Source organism: Marinobacter subterrani (genome assembly GCF_001045555.1).
GTDB lineage: Bacteria > Pseudomonadota > Gammaproteobacteria > Pseudomonadales > Oleiphilaceae > Marinobacter > Marinobacter subterrani.
On record NZ_LFBU01000002.1, the window covers coordinates 287,988 to 309,190 of the forward strand.

A 21,203-nucleotide genomic window follows, 5' to 3' on the forward strand; every position below is an offset into this window, starting at 1 on the left:
GTTTATATATGTTTTGAGTGCTTTTTATAGTTAAACCTTCAAATGTAGGTATTGTAAATACACGGGTATAGATGACTTTCGCCGGTATTGGGTTGGACCAGCAATACTAAGACAGACTTCATGGGGTTTGCGTTTTTTTGCAGAGTTTTCAGGGGCGTTCAAACTGAAAAGTCAGCTAAATGTGAAATTGTACGTATTAAATATAAAAGACAAATATCCGCTAACCTGAAAACTCACAACTCACAACTCACAACTCACAACTCACAACTCACAACTCACAACTCATCGGCTTGACGACAGGAATTTTGGGATATGTCATCGAAAAGCGAGGAGCTCCAAAATCACAACGGCCAGAAAGCAGCTTCTATCGGACAAGCTATCCTTTCCACGGCGACTATTAATTCGGGTACGACCAGACTGTTGCTGACACGTCTGCTTGAAGCTGTTCGCATCCATATGGGAATGGAGGTTGGTTTCATTTCCAGGTTTTCTAGTGGCCGCCGAGAGTTTCTGTATGTCAGCAGTGATGGACGGCAACAGGCACCAGCCACGGGCGCCAGCGCTCCCCTTGAAGAGTCTGCCTGTATCCGGGTTGTGACGAACCAGGCACCCAATCTTGTTCGGGATGCCCAAGTGCATCCCTCTTTAAGGGATCTGCCTGCTATCGAAGCGCTGGGGGTCAGATCTCATGCGAGCGTTCCTATCCCTGGCGAAAACGATGATACTTTCGGGACCCTGTGCTGCTATTCGTGTGATTACAAAGAGCAGCTGGACGAACGCGATATCGGCTTTATGTCTGCTATGGCTGACTTGATAGGTACGGCACTACAAGAAGAACAACGAGCTCTTGATGACATCTCTTGCCGCCGTAAATATATCCGTGACGTCCTCAAGTCCGGCGGGCTCCAGATGGCCTGGCAACCTGTCGTGGATTCGACCACAGGCGACCTTGTCGCAGTCGAGTCACTCGCCCGATTTCAGACCGATCCATATCGGCCACCCAACGAGTGGTTCGACGAGGGGGTTGAACTTGGAATTGCAACTGAGTTGGAAAAAAGTGCCTTTGCCAAGGGCATGGCTATCAGGGAACATCTACCCCCGGATGTTTATGTGGGCTGCAACCTTTCCGGCACCACCTTTCTCGAACCGGCGTTTCAGGATTTCCTGAGACAACAGGCACTTGAACAAATCGTGCTGGAGATCACGGAGCACGATGCCATCGCGGATTACGGAGAATTGGCTTCCGCCCTGTCAGAGTTTCGTAATCGGGGTTTGCAGTTGGCCATCGACGATTTTGGAGCCGGCTATGCCAGTTTTCGGCATATTGTGGAGCTGAACCCCGACATTATTAAGCTGGACATATCGCTGGTGCGTAACATCGACCGAAGCCCTACTATTCAATCAGTAGTGAGGGCATTGGTCGGGTTTGCCAACGAGCGGGGAGCCAGCCTCCTGGCCGAGGGCGTCGAGACCCGGGCCGAGCTCGATATGCTCAGAGCTCTCGGCATCAGGCGGGTACAGGGCTATCTTTTTTACAAACCAATGCCCCAAGCGCAGCTTTTGGATCTCTTTCGTTCCACGTGAGTTCGCTTTCAGCAGAGCGCTATGGTGGCATCTCATCGAAAGCCGGACTCAATGTCCGCAACCGGACATGGCAACCCGATCAGAAGAACTGATCCGGCAGCCAGGTGGCGATTTCCGGGAAAATCATGATGATGGCGATGGCCAGGATCTCGATCAGCACGAACGGAATCACCGAAGTGTAGATGTCCTTCATGGTAATGCCCGGCGGCACCACACCCTTGAGGTAGAACAGGTTGAAGCCGAAGGGCGGGGTCTTGTAGCCGATCTCCATGTTGATCACGAACAGGATACCGAACCAGATCGGGTCGAACCCCAGTTTCTCGACGATCGGCATGAACACAGGCAGGGTGATCAGCATGATGCCCACCGGGTCCAGCACCATGGCCAGGAAGAATATGATCACCATCATGGCAATGATGATGCCCCAGGGCCCACCGGGAATGTGCTGCATCATTCCCTCGATCAGCTCCTGGGCACCCATGCTTTGGTAGGCAGCGCTGAAGGCGTGGGCGGCAAACAGGATCCACATGATCATGCCGGTGATCTTGAAGGTGCGGATGGCAGCTTCCTGCATCACCGACCACTTGAATTCACCGTAGACGGCGGCCGATATCAGCGCGCCCAGCACGCCCATGGCAGCCGCTTCGGTGGGCGTGGTAATGCCGCCGATGATCGATCCCAGCACCATCACCACTACCCCGATGGGCAGCAACACCGCCCGCAGGGCACGCAGTTTTTCCGGCCAGGTGCCCCGGTCTTCCTTTGGCAGTGCCGGAGCCAGGTGCGGCTGGAGTGTGGCGCGAACGATGATGTAGATAAAGGTAAGCACCATCAGTAGCACACCCGGCAAGATGCCGGCGGCGAACATCTGGCCCACGGATACACCGGTAATCAGGGCATAGAGAATCATCAGGATGCTGGGCGGGATCAGGATGCCCCAGCCGCCCCCGGTGTTGATCACGCCAAGGGCCATCTTGCGGTCGTAGCCTCGCTCCAGCATGGACGGCAGGGCGATGGTGCCCATGGCTACCACGGCGGCACCGCTGATACCCACCATGGCGGCAAATACCGCGCAGATGGCGAGCGTACCCAGGGCCAGGCCGCCCCGGACGCCACCAAACCACAGGTGCATCATGCGATAGAGATCCTTGGCGACGCCGGTTCGCTCCAGAATCATGGCCATGAACACGAACAGGGGGATGGCCACCAGGGTAAAGCTGCCCATGGTGCCCCAGATCTGCGAGACCACCATGAAAAAGGAACCGAAGCCCCAGGTGAAGTACAGGAAGACCACCGACACGCCCCCGAGTACAAAAGCCAGGGGCAGGCCAAGGAGCAGGAAAAACAGCAGTGAGCCGAAGAACAGCAGGGTCAGTATCTCAATGCTCACAGGTGCGCTCCTTCAGACTCTTCCTGTTCTGGCTGGTAATAATCCAGGTTGAAAGCGATGGCGATGTCTTCCAGCAGTTTCACCAGGCCCTGTAACACCAGCAGGCCGGTACCGATCGGAATGGCCAGTTTGACGGGCCAGATTGGCGGATTCCAGGCGGAATAGGAGGTTTCCCAACCGGCAATGGATTCGCTGGCCACATCAATGCCGAACCAGAGCAGTGCCAGGGTAAAGATGAAAAAAATCACCGAAGTGGCGATGTCGAGGGCGGCACGTTTTCTGGGCGCCAGGTGGGCGTGCAGCAGATCGACGTTCACATGCCCACGATGGGCAAGAATGTAGCCGCCGGACATAACGGCATAGATGCCAAAAAGCATCTGGGAGAGTTCGTTGGTCCAGACAGTGGGTGACTCAAACAGATACCGCAGGCCAACCTCCAGCAGCAGGAAGCCGAACATGGCAAACACCAGCAGCGCAATCCCGCGCCCGATAAAATCATTGAGACGGGTGACCCCTCTCATGAATGCTGCAAGCACACTCATGACACGCTCCGGCAAATCGTTGGTTTTCAGAGGAGAAAAAGCCGGGGCGTGCCCCGGCTCGGTTTCAGCACTTCAGGGTTATTACAGGTAGCCCAGGTCGGCCAGGAAACCTTTCAGCATTTCCAGTGCCTTTTCGGCCTTTTCACTGCGCTTGCCCTCTTCATCCCACAACTGCTGGGCAACCTGGGCAAGCTTCTGCTGAACGTCCTGGGGCAGGGTGTTCACCTGGACGCCATATTCGGCCTGGGCCTTTGCCAGGGCAATCTGTTCCTTGTACTGGTACTCGTTGGTGCGCACCCAGAACTGCTCGTCCAGGGCGTCCTTGACGATCTTCTGCATGTCTTTCGGCAGTTTATCAAGCGCCTTCTGGCTGACGATGATCACGTCGGTTCCTGCGATGTTGAGCGCAGGTTTGACGTGGTACTTGGCCACTTCATAAAGACCCATGCTGAATGCGCCCTGGGACGCGCCCCAGTGGGCACCGTCGACAATGCCGGAGTCCAGTGCCGAGTACAGCTCACTGCCCGGGATGTAGGACGCAGCCGCGCCGGCTTCGGTCAGGAAGGTCTGCAGGGCGCCGGAGGAACGGATCTTCAGACTGGTGAAGTCTTCCCAGCTGTTGATCGGCTTCTTGACCACCATTTCGGTGGGATAGACCTTGTCGGTCGCCCAGTACACACCGTATTCGGCCGCCTCTTCCCGGAGCATTTCTTCAAAGCCCATGTTCTTGTGGAAATAGGCCGCTTCCCAGACATTCCGAAAGGCGAACGGCAGTCCGGAAGCGATACCGGCCAGGGAAATCTTGTCCTGGGCATAGGAGGGCGAAATCGTACCCATTTCCAGAATGCCGCGGCTGACGGCATCAAAGGTATCCTTGGCCTTGAACAGGGCGCCGGCCTCAAACAGCTGAAGCTTCAGGCGGCCATCGGTGCGCTCTTCCAGCACCCGCTTAAGACGGCCGAGGCTGTCAGTGTAGGAGCTGCTGGAGCCGGGCCAGTGGGACTGGACCTTCCAGGTGAAGGTTTCCTGGGCGGCAGCAGGTGCGGCGACCAGGGTGGCCGATAGGCCAAGAGTCAGTGCCGAGGCAAAGACGGTCAGTTTTCTTCGGGCGTTGGTAAGCAGAGTCATGATCTGGCCTCATTCGTTGTTATATTTGTGCATTAATGACTTTTTGTTTATGACCAATGGGTCTTTTTGAGTTTCACTCTGCAGAACTATTGACTGCATGGTGAATTAAAGTTCTCTGAATCTAACACAAGTCTCGGCTTTTGCAATAGGATGTTGGGCTCTGATTTATTACAGAATGTTTGGAAGGATAGTTCACTCCTGCCGGTTCAGCCGACTCATAGCCGGCCCTCAGTTTCCGGCCCAGTACGGCGCCCGTAACTCCCGCTTCAATACCTTGCCGATTGCGGAACGGGGCAGGGAAGCCCGGAACTCGATGGCTGCCAGACGCTGGGTTTTGCCCAGCTGGCGGTTGGCCCATTCCAGTATGGCGGTTTCACTGGCCGCCTGGCCGGGCCTGACAACCACCAGTCCCAGCGGCGTTTCCCCCCACTGGTCACTGGGAATGCCGATTACCGTGGCGTCGGCCAGTGCCGGGTGCGCCAGCAGTACTTTTTCCAGGTCCACCGGGTAGATGTTAAAACCGCCCGAGATGATCATGTCCTTGCGGCGATCGAGGATGTAAATAAAGCCGTCCTCATCGATCCGCCCCATATCTCCGCTGCGGTAGAACACCTCGCCTTCCGGGCTGGTCCAGAGCATTTCCCGGGTCTGTTCCGGGCGGTTCACATAGCCCCGCATCATGGAAATGGCGCGTCCGACAATCTCACCGGTGGCGCCCCGGGGTAGCTCGCCGCCATCCTCGCCAATCACCCGTACCTCGGCCCCCTGGGTGGGCACACCAACCGAGTCCCACTTGTCCGGGTGGGCCGCGCAGTCGAGGCTGGTGGAGATGCCACCTTCGGTGAGGCCGTAGACTTCCCGGAGATTGCCGGGCCAGCGCGCCATGGCATCGGCAATGACCGCGGAGCGCAACGGGGCACTGGTGCAGAGCTTGAGCTTGAAGCTGGAGAGGTCAAACCGGTCAAAATCCGGCTGTGCCAGAATCCGCTGGTATTGCACGGGAACGAGCATGGCGTGGGTCACCCTATGGGCTTCAGCCAGTTCGAGAAACCGGTGGGCATCGAATTTCGCCATCAGTACCAGGGTGCCGCCGTGGTAGAGCGTGGGCAGTACCGAAACCAGAGTGGTGTTCGAGTACAGCGGCGTTGATACCAGGTTGATGGCATCGCCGTCCAGCCCGTAGCGACTCATCCTCAGCATCTGCCGCTGGCGGAACCGGTAGTCGTGCAGGATGCCCTTGGGCGTGCCTGTGGTGCCGGAGCTGTAAATGATATTGAACGGGTCATCCAGGGTGACCGGCTCGGACCGGACGGTGGCAGTGGTCTGAGCCAGCCAGTCAATCAGGGCGTAGCCGGCTCCGTCCAGGGCGCCAGCCAGACTGATAATTCGCTCGGCCGGCAGGTCGGTCAGCCGGGCCCGTAAGGCCCCGAACAGCTCCCGCTGCTGGCCGGACACAAACAGAAAGCGAGCCTGGCAATCTGCCGCCATCATGGCCAGAGCCTCGGTGCTGGCCATACCGGACAATGGCACCATGCAGCCCCCGGCCATCAGGGTGCCAAGGTACAAGGCAACATCGTCCCGGCTGTTACCGGACAAGACAGCTACAGACTCACCCGGCCGCAATCCCGCTTCCCGCAACCGGTTGGCAAAGCGGTTCACCTGATCGACAAGGCTGCGCCAGTCCAGGGTGCCCTGCTCATCAATCAGGGCCGGATGGCCGCCACGGCTCCGGGCGTATTGCTGGATGTGATGACCGATCGCATCCATGGATTCACTGGGATCGATTGGCGCATAGACCGGCATATCACGCATACCGCTTTCCATTTTTTGCCTCTCAAATGTTATTGTGTTTTATCTAGTGAAATTAACTTCCGATTATGTTGACTCAAAACCGGCAGGCGTGACAAATTATCTGAACAGATAGACCCCAGCACTCTCAATAATAGCGAGACAGTCCCCGGGCGGCGGTGCAACCGGAGCCCTGAATCTGCCAGGAATGAAACGGTAATGAGTGAGCAAGAGCCCCTGTTTATCGATGGAAAAGACCTGCCCGGCTTTCACAGCCTGCTGGGTTACCGTCAGGTTTCCTGGGAGGAGAACGAAGCAGTGCTTGAGCTGGAGCTACAGCCCCGGCACCTGAACCTGGGCGGAGTGATCCACGGCGGCGTACTCACGTCGCTGCTGGACATTGTGCTGGCCCAGGCGGGCACCTATTGCCCCTATCCGGGGCGGATGCGCAAGGCCATTACCCTGTCCCTGACCACCACCTTCACCGGGCAGTGTTCCGGAGGAACCATAAAGGTCACCGGCCGCAAGCGCGCCGGAGGCACCCGCATTTTCAACAGCACCGGCGAGGTTCATGACGACAGGGGCAACCTGCTGGCCATCGCCGAAGGCACTTTCCGGATCCGCTCCGGCAGCGACAAACCAGAGGGCGTTCCGATCTGACGGAACGGTTACCGACTCAATGCCAACACCACCACGAGGAAGCGGACATGTTTGAACTGTCTGACCAAGCGAAAAAGCTGCAGGCGCAGCTGAACGAGTTCATGGACGCCCATATCTACCCGAATGAGCACAGGTACCATGAGCAGATCGAGCAGGCAGAGAACCGCTGGGCGCCGGTACCAATCATCGAGGAACTGAAGGTCAAGGCGAAAGCCGAGGGCCTGTGGAACCTGTTCCTGCCGGAAAGCGAGTTCGGCGCCGGGCTGACCAACTACGAATACGCCCATCTGTGCGAAGTCATGGGCCGCTCGGCCATGGCACCGGAGGTGTTCAACTGCTCCGCGCCGGATACCGGCAACATGGAAACCATCGCCCGCTATGGTAATAAAGAGCAGCAGGAGCAATGGCTGAAGCCCCTGCTGGCGGGCGAGATTCGCTCCTGCTTTTCCATGACCGAGCCGGATGTGGCCTCGTCGGATGCCACCAACATCGCCTGTGAAATCCGTCGTGAGGGCGACCAATATGTAATCAACGGCAAGAAGTGGTGGTCCTCCGGCGCCATGACCACCACCTCGAAAATCGCCATCGTGATGGGCAAGACCGATCCGCAGGCCGAGAAGCACAAGCAGCAGTCGATGATACTGGTACCGCTGGATGCGCCGGGCGTGAAGATGATTCGTCCATTGACAGTGTTTGGCTATGACCATGCGCCCCATGGCCACGCGGAGATTCACTATGAGAACGTGCGGGTGCCGGTGAGCAATATTCTGCTGGGTGAAGGCCGGGGATTCGAGATTGCCCAGGGCCGCCTCGGGCCAGGTCGTATCCACCACTGCATGCGCACCATCGGGGTCGCCGAGCGGGCCCTGGAGCTGATGTGCAAGCGTGCCAATGCCCGTGAGGCATTCGGCAAGCCGCTGTCCAGTTTCGATTCCATCCGCAAGGATATCGCCCGCAGCCGCATCGAGATCGAGCAGGCGCGGCTGCTCACGTTGAAAGCGGCGCACATGATGGACACCGTGGGTAACAAGGTGGCCCGCCAGGAGATTGCGATGATCAAGGTGATCGCACCGAGCATGGCACTGAAGGTGCTGGACCGGGCGATTCAGGTGCACGGCGGCGCCGGTGTGTCCCAGGACACCTTCCTGGCGGAAGCCTGGGCCAAGGTGCGGACACTGAGACTGGCGGACGGGCCGGATGAGGTGCATCTGGATTCCGTGGCCAAGATTGAGCTTCGCCAATACCGCTAACCCGATAACCTCTGAATCAGGGGGAGAGCGGCCGGGGTGATGTCCTTCCGGGACACGCCGTGAATACGTCCATGTAGGCTTGAGCAAAACATCCCTGTTTTGCACAGTCCCGGAAGGACATCACCCCGGCCACTCCCGTGCTTCAGTGCATGAGGATCGAAGAATGAATAATCCACTGTTTGATATGACCGGCAAGGTCGCCCTGATTACCGGTTCCACCAAAGGCATCGGCCGTGCCATCGCCGAAGAGATGGCCCGCCTGGGCGCCAAAGTCGTGATTTCCAGCCGCAAGGCCGACGCCTGTGAACAGGTGGCCGATGAGTTGAAAGCGCAAGGCTACGAGGCGATTGCCATTCCCTGCCATGTGGGCAGGAAAGAAGACCTGCAGAACCTGGTGAACAAGACCAACGAAGCCTGGGGCACCATCGATGTGCTGGTCTGCAACGCGGCCACCAACCCGGTGTACGGCACCACCGCCGAAATGACCGATGACGCCTGGGACAAGATCATGGATACCAACGTCAGGGGTACTTTCTGGCTCACCAACATGGTGCTTCCACAGATGGCGGAGAAAGGTGAAGGCGCCGTGGTGCTGCTGTCGAGCATCGCGGGTATCCGGGGTAACACCACCATTGGCACCTACGGCGTTTCCAAAGCTGCCGAAGCGGCGCTAGCCCGTAACCTGGCGGTGGAATGGGGCCCGAAGGGCATCCGGGTGAACAGCATCGCCCCTGGGCTGATCAAAACCGACTTCGCCAAAGCCCTGTGGGAAGACCCCGTGCGCGTTAAACGTGCCGAAGATAAAACGCCGCTGCGCAGAATTGGCGACCCGGTCGACATCGCTGGCCTGGCCGTATTCCTGTCCACCAAAGCCAGTGCGTACATCACCGGCCAGGTGATTGTTGCCGATGGCGGCGAAACCATCTGCTGAACTGTGGGTTAAAACGTTGCAGTGAGGCCGGCAGGTGGGGGTGCCTTTCTTCCGGGAAAAAGAACTCGCTGCGCTCAGACATCATTTTCCCTGCACAAAGGCACCCCCACCCACCGGCCGCAGAGCGTTTGCGGGCCAGATACAAAAAACATGGAAAAGGTTTGTACGAGTAATGAGTATGACGCCGGAATTGGTAGAGGTTCTGCCAGCTCACAAATTTGACGAAAAACGTCTGCTTGATTGGCTGAAAGCTGAATTGCCAGAGGTTGGCCACCGTATGGAGGTCAAACAGTTCCAGGGCGGGCAATCGAATCCCACTTTCCTGTTGGATACTGATGGCGGCCGTTATGTCCTGCGGAAGAAACCGCCCGGGAAAACCTTGCCGTCCGCCCATATGGTAGAGCGGGAGTTCCACGTGATGGGGGCACTTTACGACCATACGGCTGTTCCCGTACCGCGCGTGCGTGTGCTTTGCGAGAACACCGCCGTCATTGGTACGCCATTTTATGTCATGGATTTTCTGGAAGGCCGGATCATCAGCCATTCGGCGCTGCGGGCGCTGGATCGGCAGGATCGGCTGCCGGCGCACCATTCCGCGATTGATACGCTGGCAGCCCTGCATTCGGTGGATGTGAACGCCATCGGATTGGGCGACTACGGTCGGCCCGAGGGTTATGTGGCCCGTCAGGTGGCGCGCTGGAGCAAGCAGTATCTGGCGTCGAAGACCGATGAGCTGCCGGCCATGGACAACCTCATGGCCTGGCTGCCGGAAAACCTGCCGGCGAAGGATGAGACCTCGATTGCCCATGGTGACTATCGGTTCGGGAACCTGATGTTGGCACCGGACCGGCCGGAAGTGATTGCGATCCTCGACTGGGAGCTTTCGACGCTGGGCCATCCATTGGCGGATCTGGCCTATTACTGTCTGCCTTATTACCTGCCATCGGATCTGGAAGGTATGCGAGGGCTGTTAGGCGAGGATCTGGATGCACTGGGTATTCCGGATGAGCAGGAAACTATTGCCCGCTACTGCCGCCAGACCGGCCGGGACGGCATTGCCGACTGGCACGTGTTCCTGGCGTTTTCCCTGTTCCGGCTGGCGTCTATTCTGCAGGGTGTCTACAAGCGGGCGCTGGATGGCAATGCCGCCAATGCCAATGCCCTGGACGTGGGTAAGCGCGCGAGTCTGCTGGCCGACGTCGGCTGGCGTATTGCCAGTGAGGGAGCGTCGTCATGAACGAACCCATGGTCAAACGTATCCTGATCACCAACGACGACGGCATCAACGCGCCGGGGCTGAAAGTGCTTGAGCAGATCGCCCGCAACCTGGCAGAGGAAGTCTGGGTAGTGGCGCCGGAGCATGACCGCAGCGGTGCCGGCCAGAGCATTTCCATTCACGACCCCTTGCGGGTGTACGAACAGGGCGACAAGCGCTTTGCGGTTTCCGGCACGCCGGCGGATTGTGTGTTGTATTCGCTGGCCCAGTGGTTTGGGGACAGTCCGCCGGATCTGGTGCTGTCCGGGGTCAACTGTGGCGCTAACATCAGTGACTCGGTGCAGTATTCCGGCACTGTGGGCGCGGTGCTCAGCGCCGAGCATATGGGTATACCCGCCATCGCACTGAGCCAGGCGTTTCTGAGCCGGGAAGGTGTGGACTGGTCTCCGGTTGCCAGCTTTGGCGAAGCCGTTATCCGCCAGTTGTGGCAGCCGGGGCAGAACCGTGCCTGGAATGTGAACTTTCCCGCCTGTGAGGCGGCGGCCATCACTCAGGCCCGGTGGTGCCGGCAGTCCAACGGCTCGATCCAGCGCCCGCGCCTGCTGGCCGGTCAGGACGCCCGGAGCCTGCCGTACTGGTGGCTGGGGTTTGATCGCAGTTCCCGGCACATTGTCGCACCCGATGAAGACGCCAGCGTATTGCGGGACAAAGCCATCGCCATTACGCCATTGCGCCACCAGGATCGCCTGCCTGGCGGCGCCGACGCTTTTGATCTGGCCGCGCCAGCGGCTCACTGAACCTAACAAGGGGATCACAACAATGACCTTTACCCGCCATTACGCCGTCTGGCCGAGAGAACTGCCCAAAAGCCTGGCGCTGCCCCGGACCAGCGTGTTTGCCAACCTGGAAATTTCCGCGCGGCGTTATCCCGACCGTAACGCCATCATTTTTTACGATGCGTCGATGACCTATAGCCGGCTGTTCCGGGAAGTAGAGACGATGGCGGGCTACCTGCAGGCCCAGGGTGTGGCGAAAGGCGATCGGGTGTTGCTGTACATGCAGAACTCGCCCCAGTACGTGGTTGCCTATTACGCCATTCTCCGCGCCGATGCCGTGGTGATTCCCGTTAACCCGATGAACCGGGCAGCGGAACTGGAGCACTTCGTGGCGGATACCGGTGCCCGTGTTTGCCTGGCGGGCCAGGAACTGGCCGGCTTTATCGCCCCGTTGCTGGAAACCACCGATCTGGAGCAGATTGTGGTGGCCTCCTACAGTACCTATGCCGCCCCGGACACCGATCTGGCCTTGCCGGCGGAAGTGGCCGCCCCGGCCTGGTCGCAGGCCCAGGCCGGCATGGTTAGTTGGGAGCAGGCGCTGGCAGCCGGTCATATGCCATCGGCGCACACCGCCGGCCCGGACGATCTCGCGGTGATTCCCTACAGCTCCGGCACCACCGGCGCGCCCAAGGGCTGCATGCACACGCACCGCAGCGTGATGGCCACGGCCGTGCACCGGTCGTTCTGGAACGTGAGTACCGTCAACACGATGCAACTGGCCACCTTGCCGTTCTTCCACGTGACCGGCATGACCGGCTCCATGAACAGCCCCATCTTCAGCGGCTCATGCACGGTGATCATGACCCGCTGGGATCGCACCACTGCAGCGCGGCTGATTGAGCGTTACAAGGTCACCGGCTGGGCCAATATCGTCACCATGGCGGTGGATTTTCTCTCCAACCCCGAGATTGGCCAGTATGATCTGTCCAGCCTCACCACCATCGGCGGTGGCGGCGCCGCCATGCCCGAGGCTGTGGCGGTAAAACTCAAGACCATCACCGGCCTGGACTACATCGAGGGTTACGGCCTGTCAGAAACCATGGCGGCGACCCACATCAACCCCACGAATCGCCCGAAACCCCAGTGCCTGGGTATTCCCGTGTTTGATGTCGACAGCCGGATCATTGATGTCGATACCTTGCAGGAAAAAGGCCCCGGCGAGACCGGCGAAATCGTCTCCAATGGGCCGCAGGTCACCATCGGTTACTGGAACCGGCCCTCGGAAACCGAAGCGGCATTTGTCGAGATTGATGGCAAGCGGTTTTTCCGCACCGGCGATCTGGGTTACTACGATGAGGAGGGCTATTTCTTCATGGTGGACCGGGTCAAGCGGATGATTAACGCATCCGGCTTCAAGGTCTGGCCATCGGAAGTCGAGGGCCTGATGTATCGACACCCCGCGATTCACGAAGTCTGCATCATCTCCTCGCCGGATCCCAAACGCGGTGAGACCGTGAAGGCCTGTATCGTGCTGACGCCCGAGGCGGAGGGCAAAACCACGGCAGGGGACATCACCAGCTGGTGCAAGGAACAGATGGCGGCCTACAAGATTCCCACCCTGATCGAGTTTGTCAGCGAATTGCCCAAGTCGCCCACTGGCAAGCTGATGTGGCGTGCGCTGCAGGAGGAGGAGTGGCAGGGGAAGGCCTGAAAGTGATTATCTTGATCGGCGGCGGGGATGCCCTTGGCGCCCCGCCGAAGGAGGGGGGTCGGATAAACCGGGTTTTTCAGCAGGTAATGCGTCCTTGCCCACACTGACAGAGTCCATTGGACGGATTGATCGCTTCTGCAGGAGCTCTGCGAATTCAAGCAGAAGTTGGCGGTCTGCCTCCAGAAGTGAAATGAAGGCCGCATTGAGCGCGACTTGCTGAGAGTCGAGCTGCTGTTTCTCGGCGACTGAGAAGATATCCGTCAAGGATAGATCCAGAGCCTCTGCCAGCCGGTACAGAAGTTCCAGACTTGGCCTTGCCAGAGATCTCTCGATCCGTGAAAGGTTGCCTACATGGGAGTCACAGCGGTCGGCAAGCTCAGCCAGGGTCATGCCCTGCTGCTTCCTCAAGCGCCTGATTGCCTGCCCTAGGTTCATGAGATGCACCTGTGGTTCAAGAGTCCGATATTACAGGCAAGGGTCCCGGCGCACAAAGGTGCAGAAAGCACATAAGTGCGAAAAAATAGAAGCCTTGTCCCAGAGGACACCCCAGTTGCTCGAGGATTTGCCGCTGAGCCTCGGTCTCAATACCCTCGGCGATCGACTCGATGCCCGGGCTATGTCTTTTGGTTTGAGTGCCGACTCCTTGATTTGGAGGTTGCGAAGACGCAAGAGACTCTGGATGCGGACCCGAAGTTCAACTCCGGAAGCGAGCACATTGCTTTTTGAGATAACATTCATCGCAAGGTCTCGTGGTTATCGGGAGACAGCTTGATAATGACGTTTGTTATACCTTGAAGCGCTCGGCGACCCGCTTGAGATCACTTCCGAGTTGAGCCAGATCATTGGAGGAAATCGCAATCTGATCGTTGGCGGTGGCGTTCTGGTCGGTCACCTCGCGAATGCTCACCACATTTTCACTGATCTCCTCGGCGACGGACGTCTGTTCCTCAACGGCCGTCGCAATCTGATGGTTCATCGACTGGATGGTCGATACCGATTCAGCAATGCTGGATAACGCCTCGCCCGCTGTGCGTGAAACCTGAACCGAGGATTCTGCGCTCTTGATGTTATTGTGCATGCTTTCGACGGCGTCTTTTGCGCCTTGCTGGAGGGCATTGACCAGGTTTTCGATTTCACCTGTTGACTGGTGGGTCCGTTGCGCCAGTCCACGGACTTCGTCGGCAACGACCGCAAATCCCCGGCCTTGTTCTCCCGCCCTGGCTGCTTCAATGGCGGCATTCAGCGCCAGCAAATTGGTCTGTTCGGCGATGTCACGGATCACATCCAGGATGGTGCCGATATTGGCACTGTCGTCCCGAAGTTTGGAGATTAACTCTGCACTCTGGTTGATTTCTGTGGAAAGCGTTTCGATCCCGTGTATCGCTGTCGTGACAACGTTATGCCCGTCATTGGCCTTGGTATCGGATTCAGACGCAGCACTGGCGGCCGCTTCGGCGTTTTTTGCCACCTCCTGAATGGTCGCTGTCATCTCGTTCATGGCAGTAGCCACCTGGTCGGTCTGGTCGCGCTGCTGCGCCGCCCCGGCACTGGTCTGCTCGGTTACGGAAGACAACTCTTCTGCCGAACTGGCAATCTGTGCAATACCATCGGAGACCTCCTTCACCATATGACGAAGGTTTTCAGTCATCACCTGCATGGCCATCATCAATCTTCCGAGGTCGTCCTTACGGTCGGTGTGGATGTTATTGCTAAGGTCGCCATCAGCGACTTTCCCCGCATGGTCAACGAGTTGCTCGAGTGGGCGCACAATGGATCGGGTAATCAACAGTGCCGATCCAGTGCCAAACACCAGTGCCACCAGAGTCGCCCCAAACAGGATGAGCAAGGCATCATCTCTGGTTTTGCTCATTCGTTCCTGTTCAAACCCGAGGGCAGATTTAGCCTTTTCCTGGGCCTCTCGGGCAAGTTCAACGACCCGGGCCTCATTCTGATTCATAGTCGCCACGTTTTCGGTTAAAGCGCTGAACAGCCCTTCATAGGAACCGAGGGCTTTGTCAAGTTCGCCGATCCTGGCTTTGGCTGCGTCTGTGTCGGCAAGGCGCGCGAGCTCCGAGGCGCCTTCCTTGATGGCTTCTATTCGCTGAATCAGAGCCGTGGCATCGGCAGGGTCCTCCGCGATTACGTAGTTTTTTTCAATCCGGCGGGCATCCAGCATCTGGCGGGCCAGCTCGCCGGAACGACGAACCAGACGCAGGCTTTCCCGGGCGTCTGCTTCCCGGCCTGCTCGGAACTGCTCCTGCGCGCGGGCCTGAAAAAACTGCTCCAGTTGGATGAAGCTTTCGACCGCCTGTCGTGCACTGGCTTCCATCGACTTCTCGGCGGCTGCTTTTTGCGCCCGTTGTTCAACTATTCGCTGGAACGCTGCCCGATATTCGCCAAGATCTTTGCGGATGACGGCCATGGCATCTTTTTGTTCAGGATTTTGCAGGATTTTTTGTTCCTGCTCGGCAAGGGCACTGGCCGATTCGATCGCGGCTATGGCGCCTTCGACATAACGAGGCTCATTGCGAAGGAAGAAATTCTTTTCATTGAATCGAGCCGCGTCGACCAGGCTGTTGATTTCGGAAACGGCCTTGATGTTTTTGTTGCCTTCGAAGAGGTCGTTAAAAGCAGAGTAAGAGGAGAGCGCTGTACCGGCTATGAGTAAAAGTGTAAATCCGAATGCTGCCAGGAGTTTAACTTTTACAGACGAATTCAATAAAAAGTTTCTCATGTTAGCTGCCTGTTTCGAGAACGGAGGTGACTTTATATTGCGAGCACATGCTGTTGGTTAAGAAACTAGAGTTTCCTCAAAATGTTCTGTTGGATTTACGGATCGAAAAGATTACCAAATCGTAGGTATTTGAGGATGGAATGTCGAATTAGCCATTAATTTCAATTGGTTGTTTTTTTTAATATATAAAATAAAAAATAATGGAATGTGCTCTAAGAGCATACCTGCGTGTTCGATGACGGCGCCTTCATTCTCTATTTTTAATTTTTTATATAAAAATAATGATGGGATATATATTGAAAGCATTTTTTTAGCGAATTTCTGAGCAATGTCATTGTTTTGTTAAATAGTGTTAATAGTTTTATAAATGATCAGGTCCGGCGGGGGAGCTCAGCATTTTTTCAGGTCGTCAAAACAGCAACCTGATCGGCCGACGGTTAACTCGATGAAGTAAACGGCACTGCGGAGTCAGCGGATATACATGGCCAGATTTTCCACCACACACGCGGGCTTGTCTTCGCCCCGTATTTCCACCGTGGTGCGATAGGTGGCCAGCGTTCGTTGATCATCTATCCTCGACACGTCCAGCAGTTCCATCTTGCTGCGGATCTGGCCGCCCGATTTCACGGCGGCGGGGAAGCGTAGCTTGTTCAGGCCGTAATTGATGCTGGCGCTCTTGCCCTGCACGTCAATGACCTGCTGGTTCAGCAGTGGAATCAGGGAGGCGGTCAGATAGCCGTGGGCCACGGTGCTCTTCCACGGTGACTCACGCTCCGCCCGCTCCACATCCAGATGAATCCACTGGTGGTCACCGGTGGCATCGGCGAAGGCCTGTATCATCTCCTGGGTGATGGTTTTCCAGGGACTGTAGCCAATTACCGAGTCCTTGTGGTGGTCGAGCTCGTCCAGTTCCACTGTCAGCATGTCTACGCTCCTGGCAGGTTAGTCAGACCGCGTAGCCGGGGCTTTTACTGTCCAGAAGCCGAACCAGCGCCGGCCAGGTGAGGGCGGCGGCACTGCCGAGCGCCTGAGACTGGTCTGCCGTGGTCTCGATGGCCTGTTCCGATGGCATCCAGGTGGGGCCGCAGCTCTGGGCCTTGACCTGGATCTCACAGGCTTTCATCAAGAAATACAGGTAGGTAAAGGTCTCTGGCACATCCTTGCCAGCGGTCAGTACGCCATGATTACGCAGGATCATCATGGACTTGTCGCCCAGATCCCTGATCAGCCGTTCCCGTTCGTCCAGGTTGAGGGCCACGCCCTCGTAATCGTGGTAGCTCAGATGATTGAGGCACAGCATGGCGGTCTGGCTCAGGGGCAGCAGGCCGTCCCGGTGGGCGGAGACCGCGACACCATCGGGCGCGTGCAGGTGCATCACCGCGCCGGCGTCTTCCCGGCCCATGTGCACCGCGCTGTGGATGGTGAAGCCAGCCGGATTGACCCGGCGAAGGCCGCCGGCCTCCACCACCTGGCTATCCCGGTCCACCTTCACCAGTGACGAGGCGGTGATTTCGTGGAACAGCAGCCCGTAAGGGTTGATCAGAAAGTGATGATCCGGTCCGGGCACCCGGGCGGACAGGTGGGTGAAGATCAGATCGTCCCAGCCAAACAGGGCGACCAGCCGGTAGGCGGCGGCCAGTTCGGTCCGGACCTTCCATTCGGCTTTTCTCAGATCCTGTTCAGTCGACTGTTCGCTTGTTGTCATTGTTATGTCCCCATTCCCTGAATAACGGTGGTTTGCTGTTCACTGTAGCAGGGCAGCGTAACGCTCCAGGTGGAAGTCGTCATCGCCAAGCTGATGGTTGATCATCACCAGCCGCTTGGCGTAGTGCGCGAAGTTGTATTCCCAGGTCATGCCGATACCGCCATGGGACTGGATCCCCTGCTCGGAAATGAACTGGCCACTGCGGCCGATGACGTTCTTGGCCGCCGCCAGGGTCCGCCGCCGCTCGTTACTCTGGGGCTCGTCGGCCATGCTGGCCGCCAGGATGGCCATGGAGCGGGCCTGTTCCAGCTCCGACATCATGTCCACCATCCGGTGCTGAAGCACCTGGAACTTGCCGATGGGCACGCCGAACTGCTTGCGCTGTTTCAGGTAGTCCAGAGTCAGGTCGCAGGCCACTTCCATGACGCCCACGGCTTCGCCGCACAGAGCTGAAATGGCGCGCCCGGCCTGATACTCAATCACCTCGGAGGCCTTGCCTTCCTCGCCCAGCAGGGCGTCAGGGCTCAATTTGACGTTGTTCAGGCGCAGGTCGCAGCCCTTGCCGCCGTCAATGGTCGGGTAGGTGCGGCGCTCAAGGCCTTCGGCATCCGGGCTGACCAGGAACAGGCTGATACCCTCGGCATCCCGACTGTTGCCGGAAGTGCGGGCAGAAACCACCAGCACATCGGCACAGTGACCGCTGATGACCACGGCCTTGCGACCATTCAGCACATAGCCGTCACCGGATTTATCCGCCCGGGTTTCCACATCGTTCAGATTATAAAAGCTCTGGGGCTCCTGCAGGCCCACGGCCGCGCGCATTTCGCCACTGGCGATGCCGCCGAGCCATTGCTCGTGCTGCTGGTCGTTGCCGGCCTGGCTGATCAGCCCGCCACCAAGGACGATCGATTGCAGGTAGGGCTCAATGCACAGGCCGCGCCCCAGTTCGGTCATTACGCTCTGCACTTCAACACCGGTGCCGCCAAAACCACCCAGCTCTTCCGGGAAGGGCACGGCAGTCAGGCCCAGCTCACCCAGCTGTTTCCAGAAATCGGCGCTGAAGCCCAGCTCCGATTCGCTGTATTCCAGGCGCTTTTCAAAACTGTATTCACCGCGCACCAGGCGGGCCACGGTGTCCTGCAGCATCTGCTGCTCTTCGTTCAATCGGAAATCCATGGTCGCCTCCTTAAAGCCCGAGAATCATTTTCGACACGATGTTCTTCTGGATCTCGTTGGATCCGCCGAAAATCGACAGCTTGCGGTTGTTGAAGTACTGGGCAGCCAGCGGTGCGGCGTTCTCGTCGGAGAGGAAGTCGCCGTCGTAGTCCAGGTCCAGTTCCTCTTCCACAAACGGAATGGCATAGGGGCCAATGGCCCGGCGGGCCAGGTCGTTGATGGTCTGGCGGATCTCGGTACCACGGACCTTGAGCATGGAGCTCTCCGCGCCGGGCATGCCGCCGCCTTCCACCGACGCAATAATGCGCAGGTTGCTGATGCCGGCCGCCATCAGGTCAATTTCCACCCTGGCAATACGCTGGCTGAAGGCGGCATCCTCAATCAGCGGTTTGCCGTTTTTCAGACGGCGGGCGGCCAGTTGCTTGAGGTGCGACAGGGCCGCCTTGGACAGGCCGATGCCGGCGAGACCGGTGCGTTCGTAGGTCAGCAGATACTTGGCGTAGGTCCAGCCCTTGTCTTCTTCGCCCACCAGGTTCTCCATGGGGACTTTGACGTCCTCGAAGAACACCTCGTTCACTTCATGCTCGCCATCAAGGGTGATGATCGGGCGCACGGTGATGCCCGGGGTGTTCATGTCGATCAGCAGGAAGGAAATGCCTTCCTGGGCTTTCACCTCGGTGTTGGTGCGTACCAGGCAGAAAATCATGTTGGCGTGCTGGCCCAGGGTGGTCCAGGTCTTCTGGCCGTTGACGACGTAATGGTCACCCTCGCGCACGGCGCGGGTTTTCAGGGAGGCGAGATCCGAGCCGGCGCCTGGTTCGGAGTAGCCCTGGCACCACCAGTCTTCCCCGCTCAGGATCCGGGGCAGGTATTTCTGCTTCTGCTCCTCGTTACCGAACTTGATGATGACCGGTGCCACCATGTTCACCCCGAAAGGAACGGACCGCGGCACGCCATACCGGCAGGACTCTTCGTCCCAGATGTGCTTCTGGACCGGCGTCCAGTTCACGCCGCCGTATTGTTCTGGCCAGTGGGTGGCGTACCAGCCCTGCGCACCGAGGATCTTTTGCCAGCGCTGATGGTCGGCCTTGGACAGGCGACGGAACCCTTTTACCTTGGCGGCAAGGTCCGCCGGCAGTTTGTCATCCAGGAACGCGCGGACTTCGTCACGGAAGGCGAGTTCCTCGGCGGTGTAGTTCAAGTTCATTGGGTAACCTCTCTTGCTCTATAGCGAAAACGTATACCGCATAGCAGAATTCCCTAATGATCGAAGATTGGACCGGTGTATGTCAATAAAAATGGAACAAGCGAGGAGTTAAGCAGAAAAAATGTCATTCCAGATGTTTGTTGAGCGGAGTATGCAGGGAAAGATTTGCTTAATTGCAAACATTGGTACCGCTCTGCAAAACTGTAGACATGAAAGAATATATCGGTAACGGGTTGCGGTGGCATCTCCGGCCCGGACGCTTTCCGCGGGCAGAGCAACCGGCTCCATTGCACACTTTTAAGATTATTCAGCCTTGCATCGGGCTCAAAAGACTATATGTTGGTAATAGACGAGCCGTTCAAATAACGATAGCCGATACTTTCTATGCCGAGTTGTACCATCAACAGAAGTAACCTGAAGCTCAGCCTGCTGGCGTTGCTGGTTACCGGCCTGCTGGTGCTGTTTGTAAATGGCTCGTCCCACCCGGCACTCGACCCCCAGATTGATGACCACCTAACCCCGACACTGGTTTCGATTGACGGGTCGGGGGACTCCTCTTCGCCGGACGCCTCTGTCGCCCTGACATCACTGCTTCTGTTTCCGGGCGGGGATTTCCGGGCGGTATTTTCTGTCGGTCTTGATTTCATCCAGCCACCAACAAGGTTGCTGAGTTACCCGGTTCTGCCCCAAGCGCCTCCACACCTCGCCTGATTCTGACAACCGTCTGACATTAACGGGATTGCTCATGCCTGAGCTGGGCATTCCAACCTGAATTCAGATTCACGAGGTTTACCATGAACAATGTATTCAACGCCTTGCCCGTGCGGGACCTGGCACGCACCGGCACCTTGCCGACCGCCAAACCGCTGTCGCATATTACTAGTGAAGATTCTGCCGTCCACCTGCTCACCGATTTTGCCGATCGAAAGCTGTCGATGCTGAATTCCGACATGTCTGTCTCTGAGGCGAGACTCTGGATGAAGCTTGGTGACACCCCCTTCAAGGTTGTGGAGAACCAGGCAGGCGACTGCCTGGGGATACTGGCCATCGAGGACGTGAACGGTGAGAAAGCCATGAGTATGGCCCATCGTCAGGGCGTGACCCTGAAAGACTTGCGGGTGCGGGACATTTTCCGGCCCGTCAGCGAGTTGCCGGCCATTCATTACCGTGACCTGCGGGCGGCGACCGTGGGAGATCTGGTGAGCACGTTCCGTGAGGTTCATGAGGAATATCTGCTGGTGCTGGATGATAACCGGCACGAGCCGGGCCACGCCTATCTCAGGGGCCTTGTGTGTGCCCGGGAGTTGGTGCAACGGCTGGATATGACGATCGATCTGGATCACCGTGCAACCAAGTTCTACGAAATTGTGAATGTGGTGCAGGGGGGCTTTTAAGGAAGGATTGG

20 protein-coding genes are annotated in these 21,203 nt (G+C 57.9%); 9 read left to right on the plus strand and 11 right to left on the minus strand.

Annotated elements, in window-relative coordinates; translation table 11 throughout:
* The first annotated feature begins 312 nt into the window (after window positions 1–312).
* Complete coding sequence (locus msub_RS17180) at window positions 313–1,584, plus strand: sensor domain-containing phosphodiesterase (protein WP_048497367.1); 1,272 nt, start codon at window positions 313–315, stop codon at window positions 1,582–1,584.
* 79 nt (window positions 1,585–1,663) lie between these two features.
* Here the strand turns inward: msub_RS17180 and msub_RS17185 are convergent, their stop codons facing one another.
* The 4 genes from msub_RS17185 to msub_RS17200 all read right to left on the minus strand — a co-directional run bounded on the left by msub_RS17185 (window position 1,664) and on the right by msub_RS17200 (window position 6,456).
* On the minus strand, window positions 1,664–2,974 hold the full coding sequence (locus msub_RS17185; protein ID WP_048497368.1) for a TRAP transporter large permease: 1,311 nt from the start codon (window positions 2,972–2,974) through the stop codon (window positions 1,664–1,666).
* The gene (locus msub_RS17190) at window positions 2,971–3,516 is read right to left on the minus strand and encodes a TRAP transporter small permease subunit (protein WP_048497369.1); all 546 of its coding nucleotides are present in this window, start codon (window positions 3,514–3,516) and stop codon (window positions 2,971–2,973) included. The genes msub_RS17185 and msub_RS17190 overlap by 4 nt, the downstream gene beginning before the upstream one ends.
* 81 nt (window positions 3,517–3,597) lie before the next feature.
* A complete protein-coding gene (gene dctP, locus msub_RS17195) occupies window positions 3,598–4,644 on the minus strand; it encodes a TRAP transporter substrate-binding protein DctP (RefSeq protein WP_048497370.1) in 1,047 nt (348 codons plus the stop codon).
* Window positions 4,645–4,872: 228 nt separating this feature from the next.
* Window positions 4,873–6,456, minus strand: a complete 1,584-nt coding sequence (locus msub_RS17200) for a class I adenylate-forming enzyme family protein (RefSeq protein WP_227506839.1) — start codon at window positions 6,454–6,456, stop codon at window positions 4,873–4,875.
* A 195-nt stretch (window positions 6,457–6,651) separates the two neighbouring features.
* Here msub_RS17200 and msub_RS17205 point away from each other — a divergent pair, with 195 nt between their 5' ends.
* The 6 genes from msub_RS17205 (at window position 6,652) to msub_RS17230 (ending at window position 12,976) form a co-directional block, all read left to right on the plus strand.
* Window positions 6,652–7,092, plus strand: coding sequence for a PaaI family thioesterase (locus msub_RS17205; RefSeq protein ID WP_048497372.1), 441 nt, complete (start codon window positions 6,652–6,654; stop codon window positions 7,090–7,092).
* 47 nt (window positions 7,093–7,139) lie between these two features.
* Window positions 7,140–8,342 carry an acyl-CoA dehydrogenase family protein gene (locus tag msub_RS17210; RefSeq protein ID WP_048497373.1) on the plus strand — a complete coding sequence of 401 codons (1,203 nt, stop codon included), beginning with the start codon at window positions 7,140–7,142 and terminating at the stop codon, window positions 8,340–8,342.
* A gap of 163 nt (window positions 8,343–8,505) precedes the next feature.
* Window positions 8,506–9,273 carry an SDR family NAD(P)-dependent oxidoreductase gene (locus tag msub_RS17215; protein WP_048497374.1) on the plus strand — a complete coding sequence of 256 codons (768 nt, stop codon included), beginning with the start codon at window positions 8,506–8,508 and terminating at the stop codon, window positions 9,271–9,273.
* 172 nt (window positions 9,274–9,445) lie between these two features.
* Complete coding sequence (locus tag msub_RS17220; protein WP_048497375.1) at window positions 9,446–10,510, plus strand: phosphotransferase; 1,065 nt, start codon at window positions 9,446–9,448, stop codon at window positions 10,508–10,510.
* Entirely contained in the window at window positions 10,507–11,286 is a 780-nt protein-coding gene (surE, locus tag msub_RS17225; RefSeq protein ID WP_048497376.1) for a 5'/3'-nucleotidase SurE, read from the plus strand. Before msub_RS17220 ends, surE begins: the two co-directional genes overlap by 4 nt.
* A 22-nt stretch (window positions 11,287–11,308) precedes the next feature.
* Window positions 11,309–12,976, plus strand: coding sequence for a long-chain fatty acid--CoA ligase (locus msub_RS17230; protein WP_048497377.1), 1,668 nt, complete (start codon window positions 11,309–11,311; stop codon window positions 12,974–12,976).
* Between the two features lie 6 nt (window positions 12,977–12,982).
* Here msub_RS17230 and msub_RS17235 read toward each other — a convergent pair whose 3' ends face one another.
* From msub_RS17235 to msub_RS17260, 7 genes are all read right to left on the minus strand, one after another.
* Window positions 12,983–13,411 carry a helix-turn-helix domain-containing protein gene (locus tag msub_RS17235; protein ID WP_048497378.1) on the minus strand — a complete coding sequence of 143 codons (429 nt, stop codon included), beginning with the start codon at window positions 13,409–13,411 and terminating at the stop codon, window positions 12,983–12,985.
* Between the two features lie 16 nt (window positions 13,412–13,427).
* Window positions 13,428–13,583, minus strand: a complete 156-nt coding sequence (locus msub_RS21310) for an EAL domain-containing protein (protein WP_082146605.1) — start codon at window positions 13,581–13,583, stop codon at window positions 13,428–13,430.
* A gap of 177 nt (window positions 13,584–13,760) precedes the next feature.
* Window positions 13,761–15,695: a methyl-accepting chemotaxis protein gene (locus tag msub_RS17240; RefSeq protein ID WP_227506841.1), complete on the minus strand. Its 1,935-nt coding sequence runs from the start codon at window positions 15,693–15,695 to the stop codon at window positions 13,761–13,763.
* Between the two features lie 483 nt (window positions 15,696–16,178).
* Window positions 16,179–16,634, minus strand: a complete 456-nt coding sequence (locus msub_RS17245) for a MaoC family dehydratase (protein ID WP_048497380.1) — start codon at window positions 16,632–16,634, stop codon at window positions 16,179–16,181.
* Between the two features lie 22 nt (window positions 16,635–16,656).
* Window positions 16,657–17,415 (minus strand): class II aldolase/adducin family protein, encoded by a 759-nt coding sequence (locus msub_RS17250; RefSeq protein ID WP_048497381.1) that lies wholly within the window; start codon window positions 17,413–17,415, stop codon window positions 16,657–16,659.
* A gap of 39 nt (window positions 17,416–17,454) precedes the next feature.
* Window positions 17,455–18,591, minus strand: a complete 1,137-nt coding sequence (locus msub_RS17255) for an acyl-CoA dehydrogenase family protein (protein ID WP_048497382.1) — start codon at window positions 18,589–18,591, stop codon at window positions 17,455–17,457.
* Between the two features lie 10 nt (window positions 18,592–18,601).
* Window positions 18,602–19,798: an acyl-CoA dehydrogenase family protein gene (locus msub_RS17260; RefSeq protein WP_048497383.1), complete on the minus strand. Its 1,197-nt coding sequence runs from the start codon at window positions 19,796–19,798 to the stop codon at window positions 18,602–18,604.
* Between the two features lie 384 nt (window positions 19,799–20,182).
* On the opposite strand from msub_RS17260, the gene msub_RS17265 reads away from it, so the two are divergent.
* Together msub_RS17265 and msub_RS17270 are read left to right on the plus strand one after the other, a co-directional pair.
* Entirely contained in the window at window positions 20,183–20,509 is a 327-nt protein-coding gene (locus tag msub_RS17265) for a hypothetical protein (protein WP_048497384.1), read from the plus strand.
* Window positions 20,510–20,592: 83 nt separating this feature from the next.
* On the plus strand, window positions 20,593–21,192 hold the full coding sequence (locus msub_RS17270) for a CBS domain-containing protein (RefSeq protein ID WP_048497385.1): 600 nt from the start codon (window positions 20,593–20,595) through the stop codon (window positions 21,190–21,192).
* Window positions 21,193–21,203: the final 11 nt, after the last annotated feature.

What these genes read in the sequence shown, in the direction of transcription:
- msub_RS17180 (WP_048497367.1), top strand. Translation starts at nt 313, where the DNA reads ATGTCATCGAAAAGCGAGGAGCTCCAAAATCACAACGGCCAGAAAGCA.
- msub_RS17190 (WP_048497369.1), bottom strand. Translation starts at nt 3,516, where the DNA reads ATGAGTGTGCTTGCAGCATTCATGAGAGGGGTCACCCGTCTCAATGAT.
- dctP (WP_048497370.1), bottom strand. Translation starts at nt 4,644, where the DNA reads ATGACTCTGCTTACCAACGCCCGAAGAAAACTGACCGTCTTTGCCTCG.
- msub_RS17200 (WP_227506839.1), bottom strand. Translation starts at nt 6,456, where the DNA reads ATGCGTGATATGCCGGTCTATGCGCCAATCGATCCCAGTGAATCCATG.
- msub_RS17205 (WP_048497372.1), top strand. Translation starts at nt 6,652, where the DNA reads ATGAGTGAGCAAGAGCCCCTGTTTATCGATGGAAAAGACCTGCCCGGC.
- msub_RS17210 (WP_048497373.1), top strand. Translation starts at nt 7,140, where the DNA reads ATGTTTGAACTGTCTGACCAAGCGAAAAAGCTGCAGGCGCAGCTGAAC.
- msub_RS17215 (WP_048497374.1), top strand. Translation starts at nt 8,506, where the DNA reads ATGAATAATCCACTGTTTGATATGACCGGCAAGGTCGCCCTGATTACC.
- msub_RS17220 (WP_048497375.1), top strand. Translation starts at nt 9,446, where the DNA reads ATGAGTATGACGCCGGAATTGGTAGAGGTTCTGCCAGCTCACAAATTT.
- surE (WP_048497376.1), top strand. Translation starts at nt 10,507, where the DNA reads ATGAACGAACCCATGGTCAAACGTATCCTGATCACCAACGACGACGGC.
- msub_RS17230 (WP_048497377.1), top strand. Translation starts at nt 11,309, where the DNA reads ATGACCTTTACCCGCCATTACGCCGTCTGGCCGAGAGAACTGCCCAAA.
- msub_RS17235 (WP_048497378.1), bottom strand. Translation starts at nt 13,411, where the DNA reads ATGAACCTAGGGCAGGCAATCAGGCGCTTGAGGAAGCAGCAGGGCATG.
- msub_RS17245 (WP_048497380.1), bottom strand. Translation starts at nt 16,634, where the DNA reads ATGCTGACAGTGGAACTGGACGAGCTCGACCACCACAAGGACTCGGTA.
- msub_RS17250 (WP_048497381.1), bottom strand. Translation starts at nt 17,415, where the DNA reads ATGACAACAAGCGAACAGTCGACTGAACAGGATCTGAGAAAAGCCGAA.
- msub_RS17255 (WP_048497382.1), bottom strand. Translation starts at nt 18,591, where the DNA reads ATGGATTTCCGATTGAACGAAGAGCAGCAGATGCTGCAGGACACCGTG.
- msub_RS17260 (WP_048497383.1), bottom strand. Translation starts at nt 19,798, where the DNA reads ATGAACTTGAACTACACCGCCGAGGAACTCGCCTTCCGTGACGAAGTC.
- msub_RS17265 (WP_048497384.1), top strand. Translation starts at nt 20,183, where the DNA reads ATGCCGAGTTGTACCATCAACAGAAGTAACCTGAAGCTCAGCCTGCTG.
- msub_RS17270 (WP_048497385.1), top strand. Translation starts at nt 20,593, where the DNA reads ATGAACAATGTATTCAACGCCTTGCCCGTGCGGGACCTGGCACGCACC.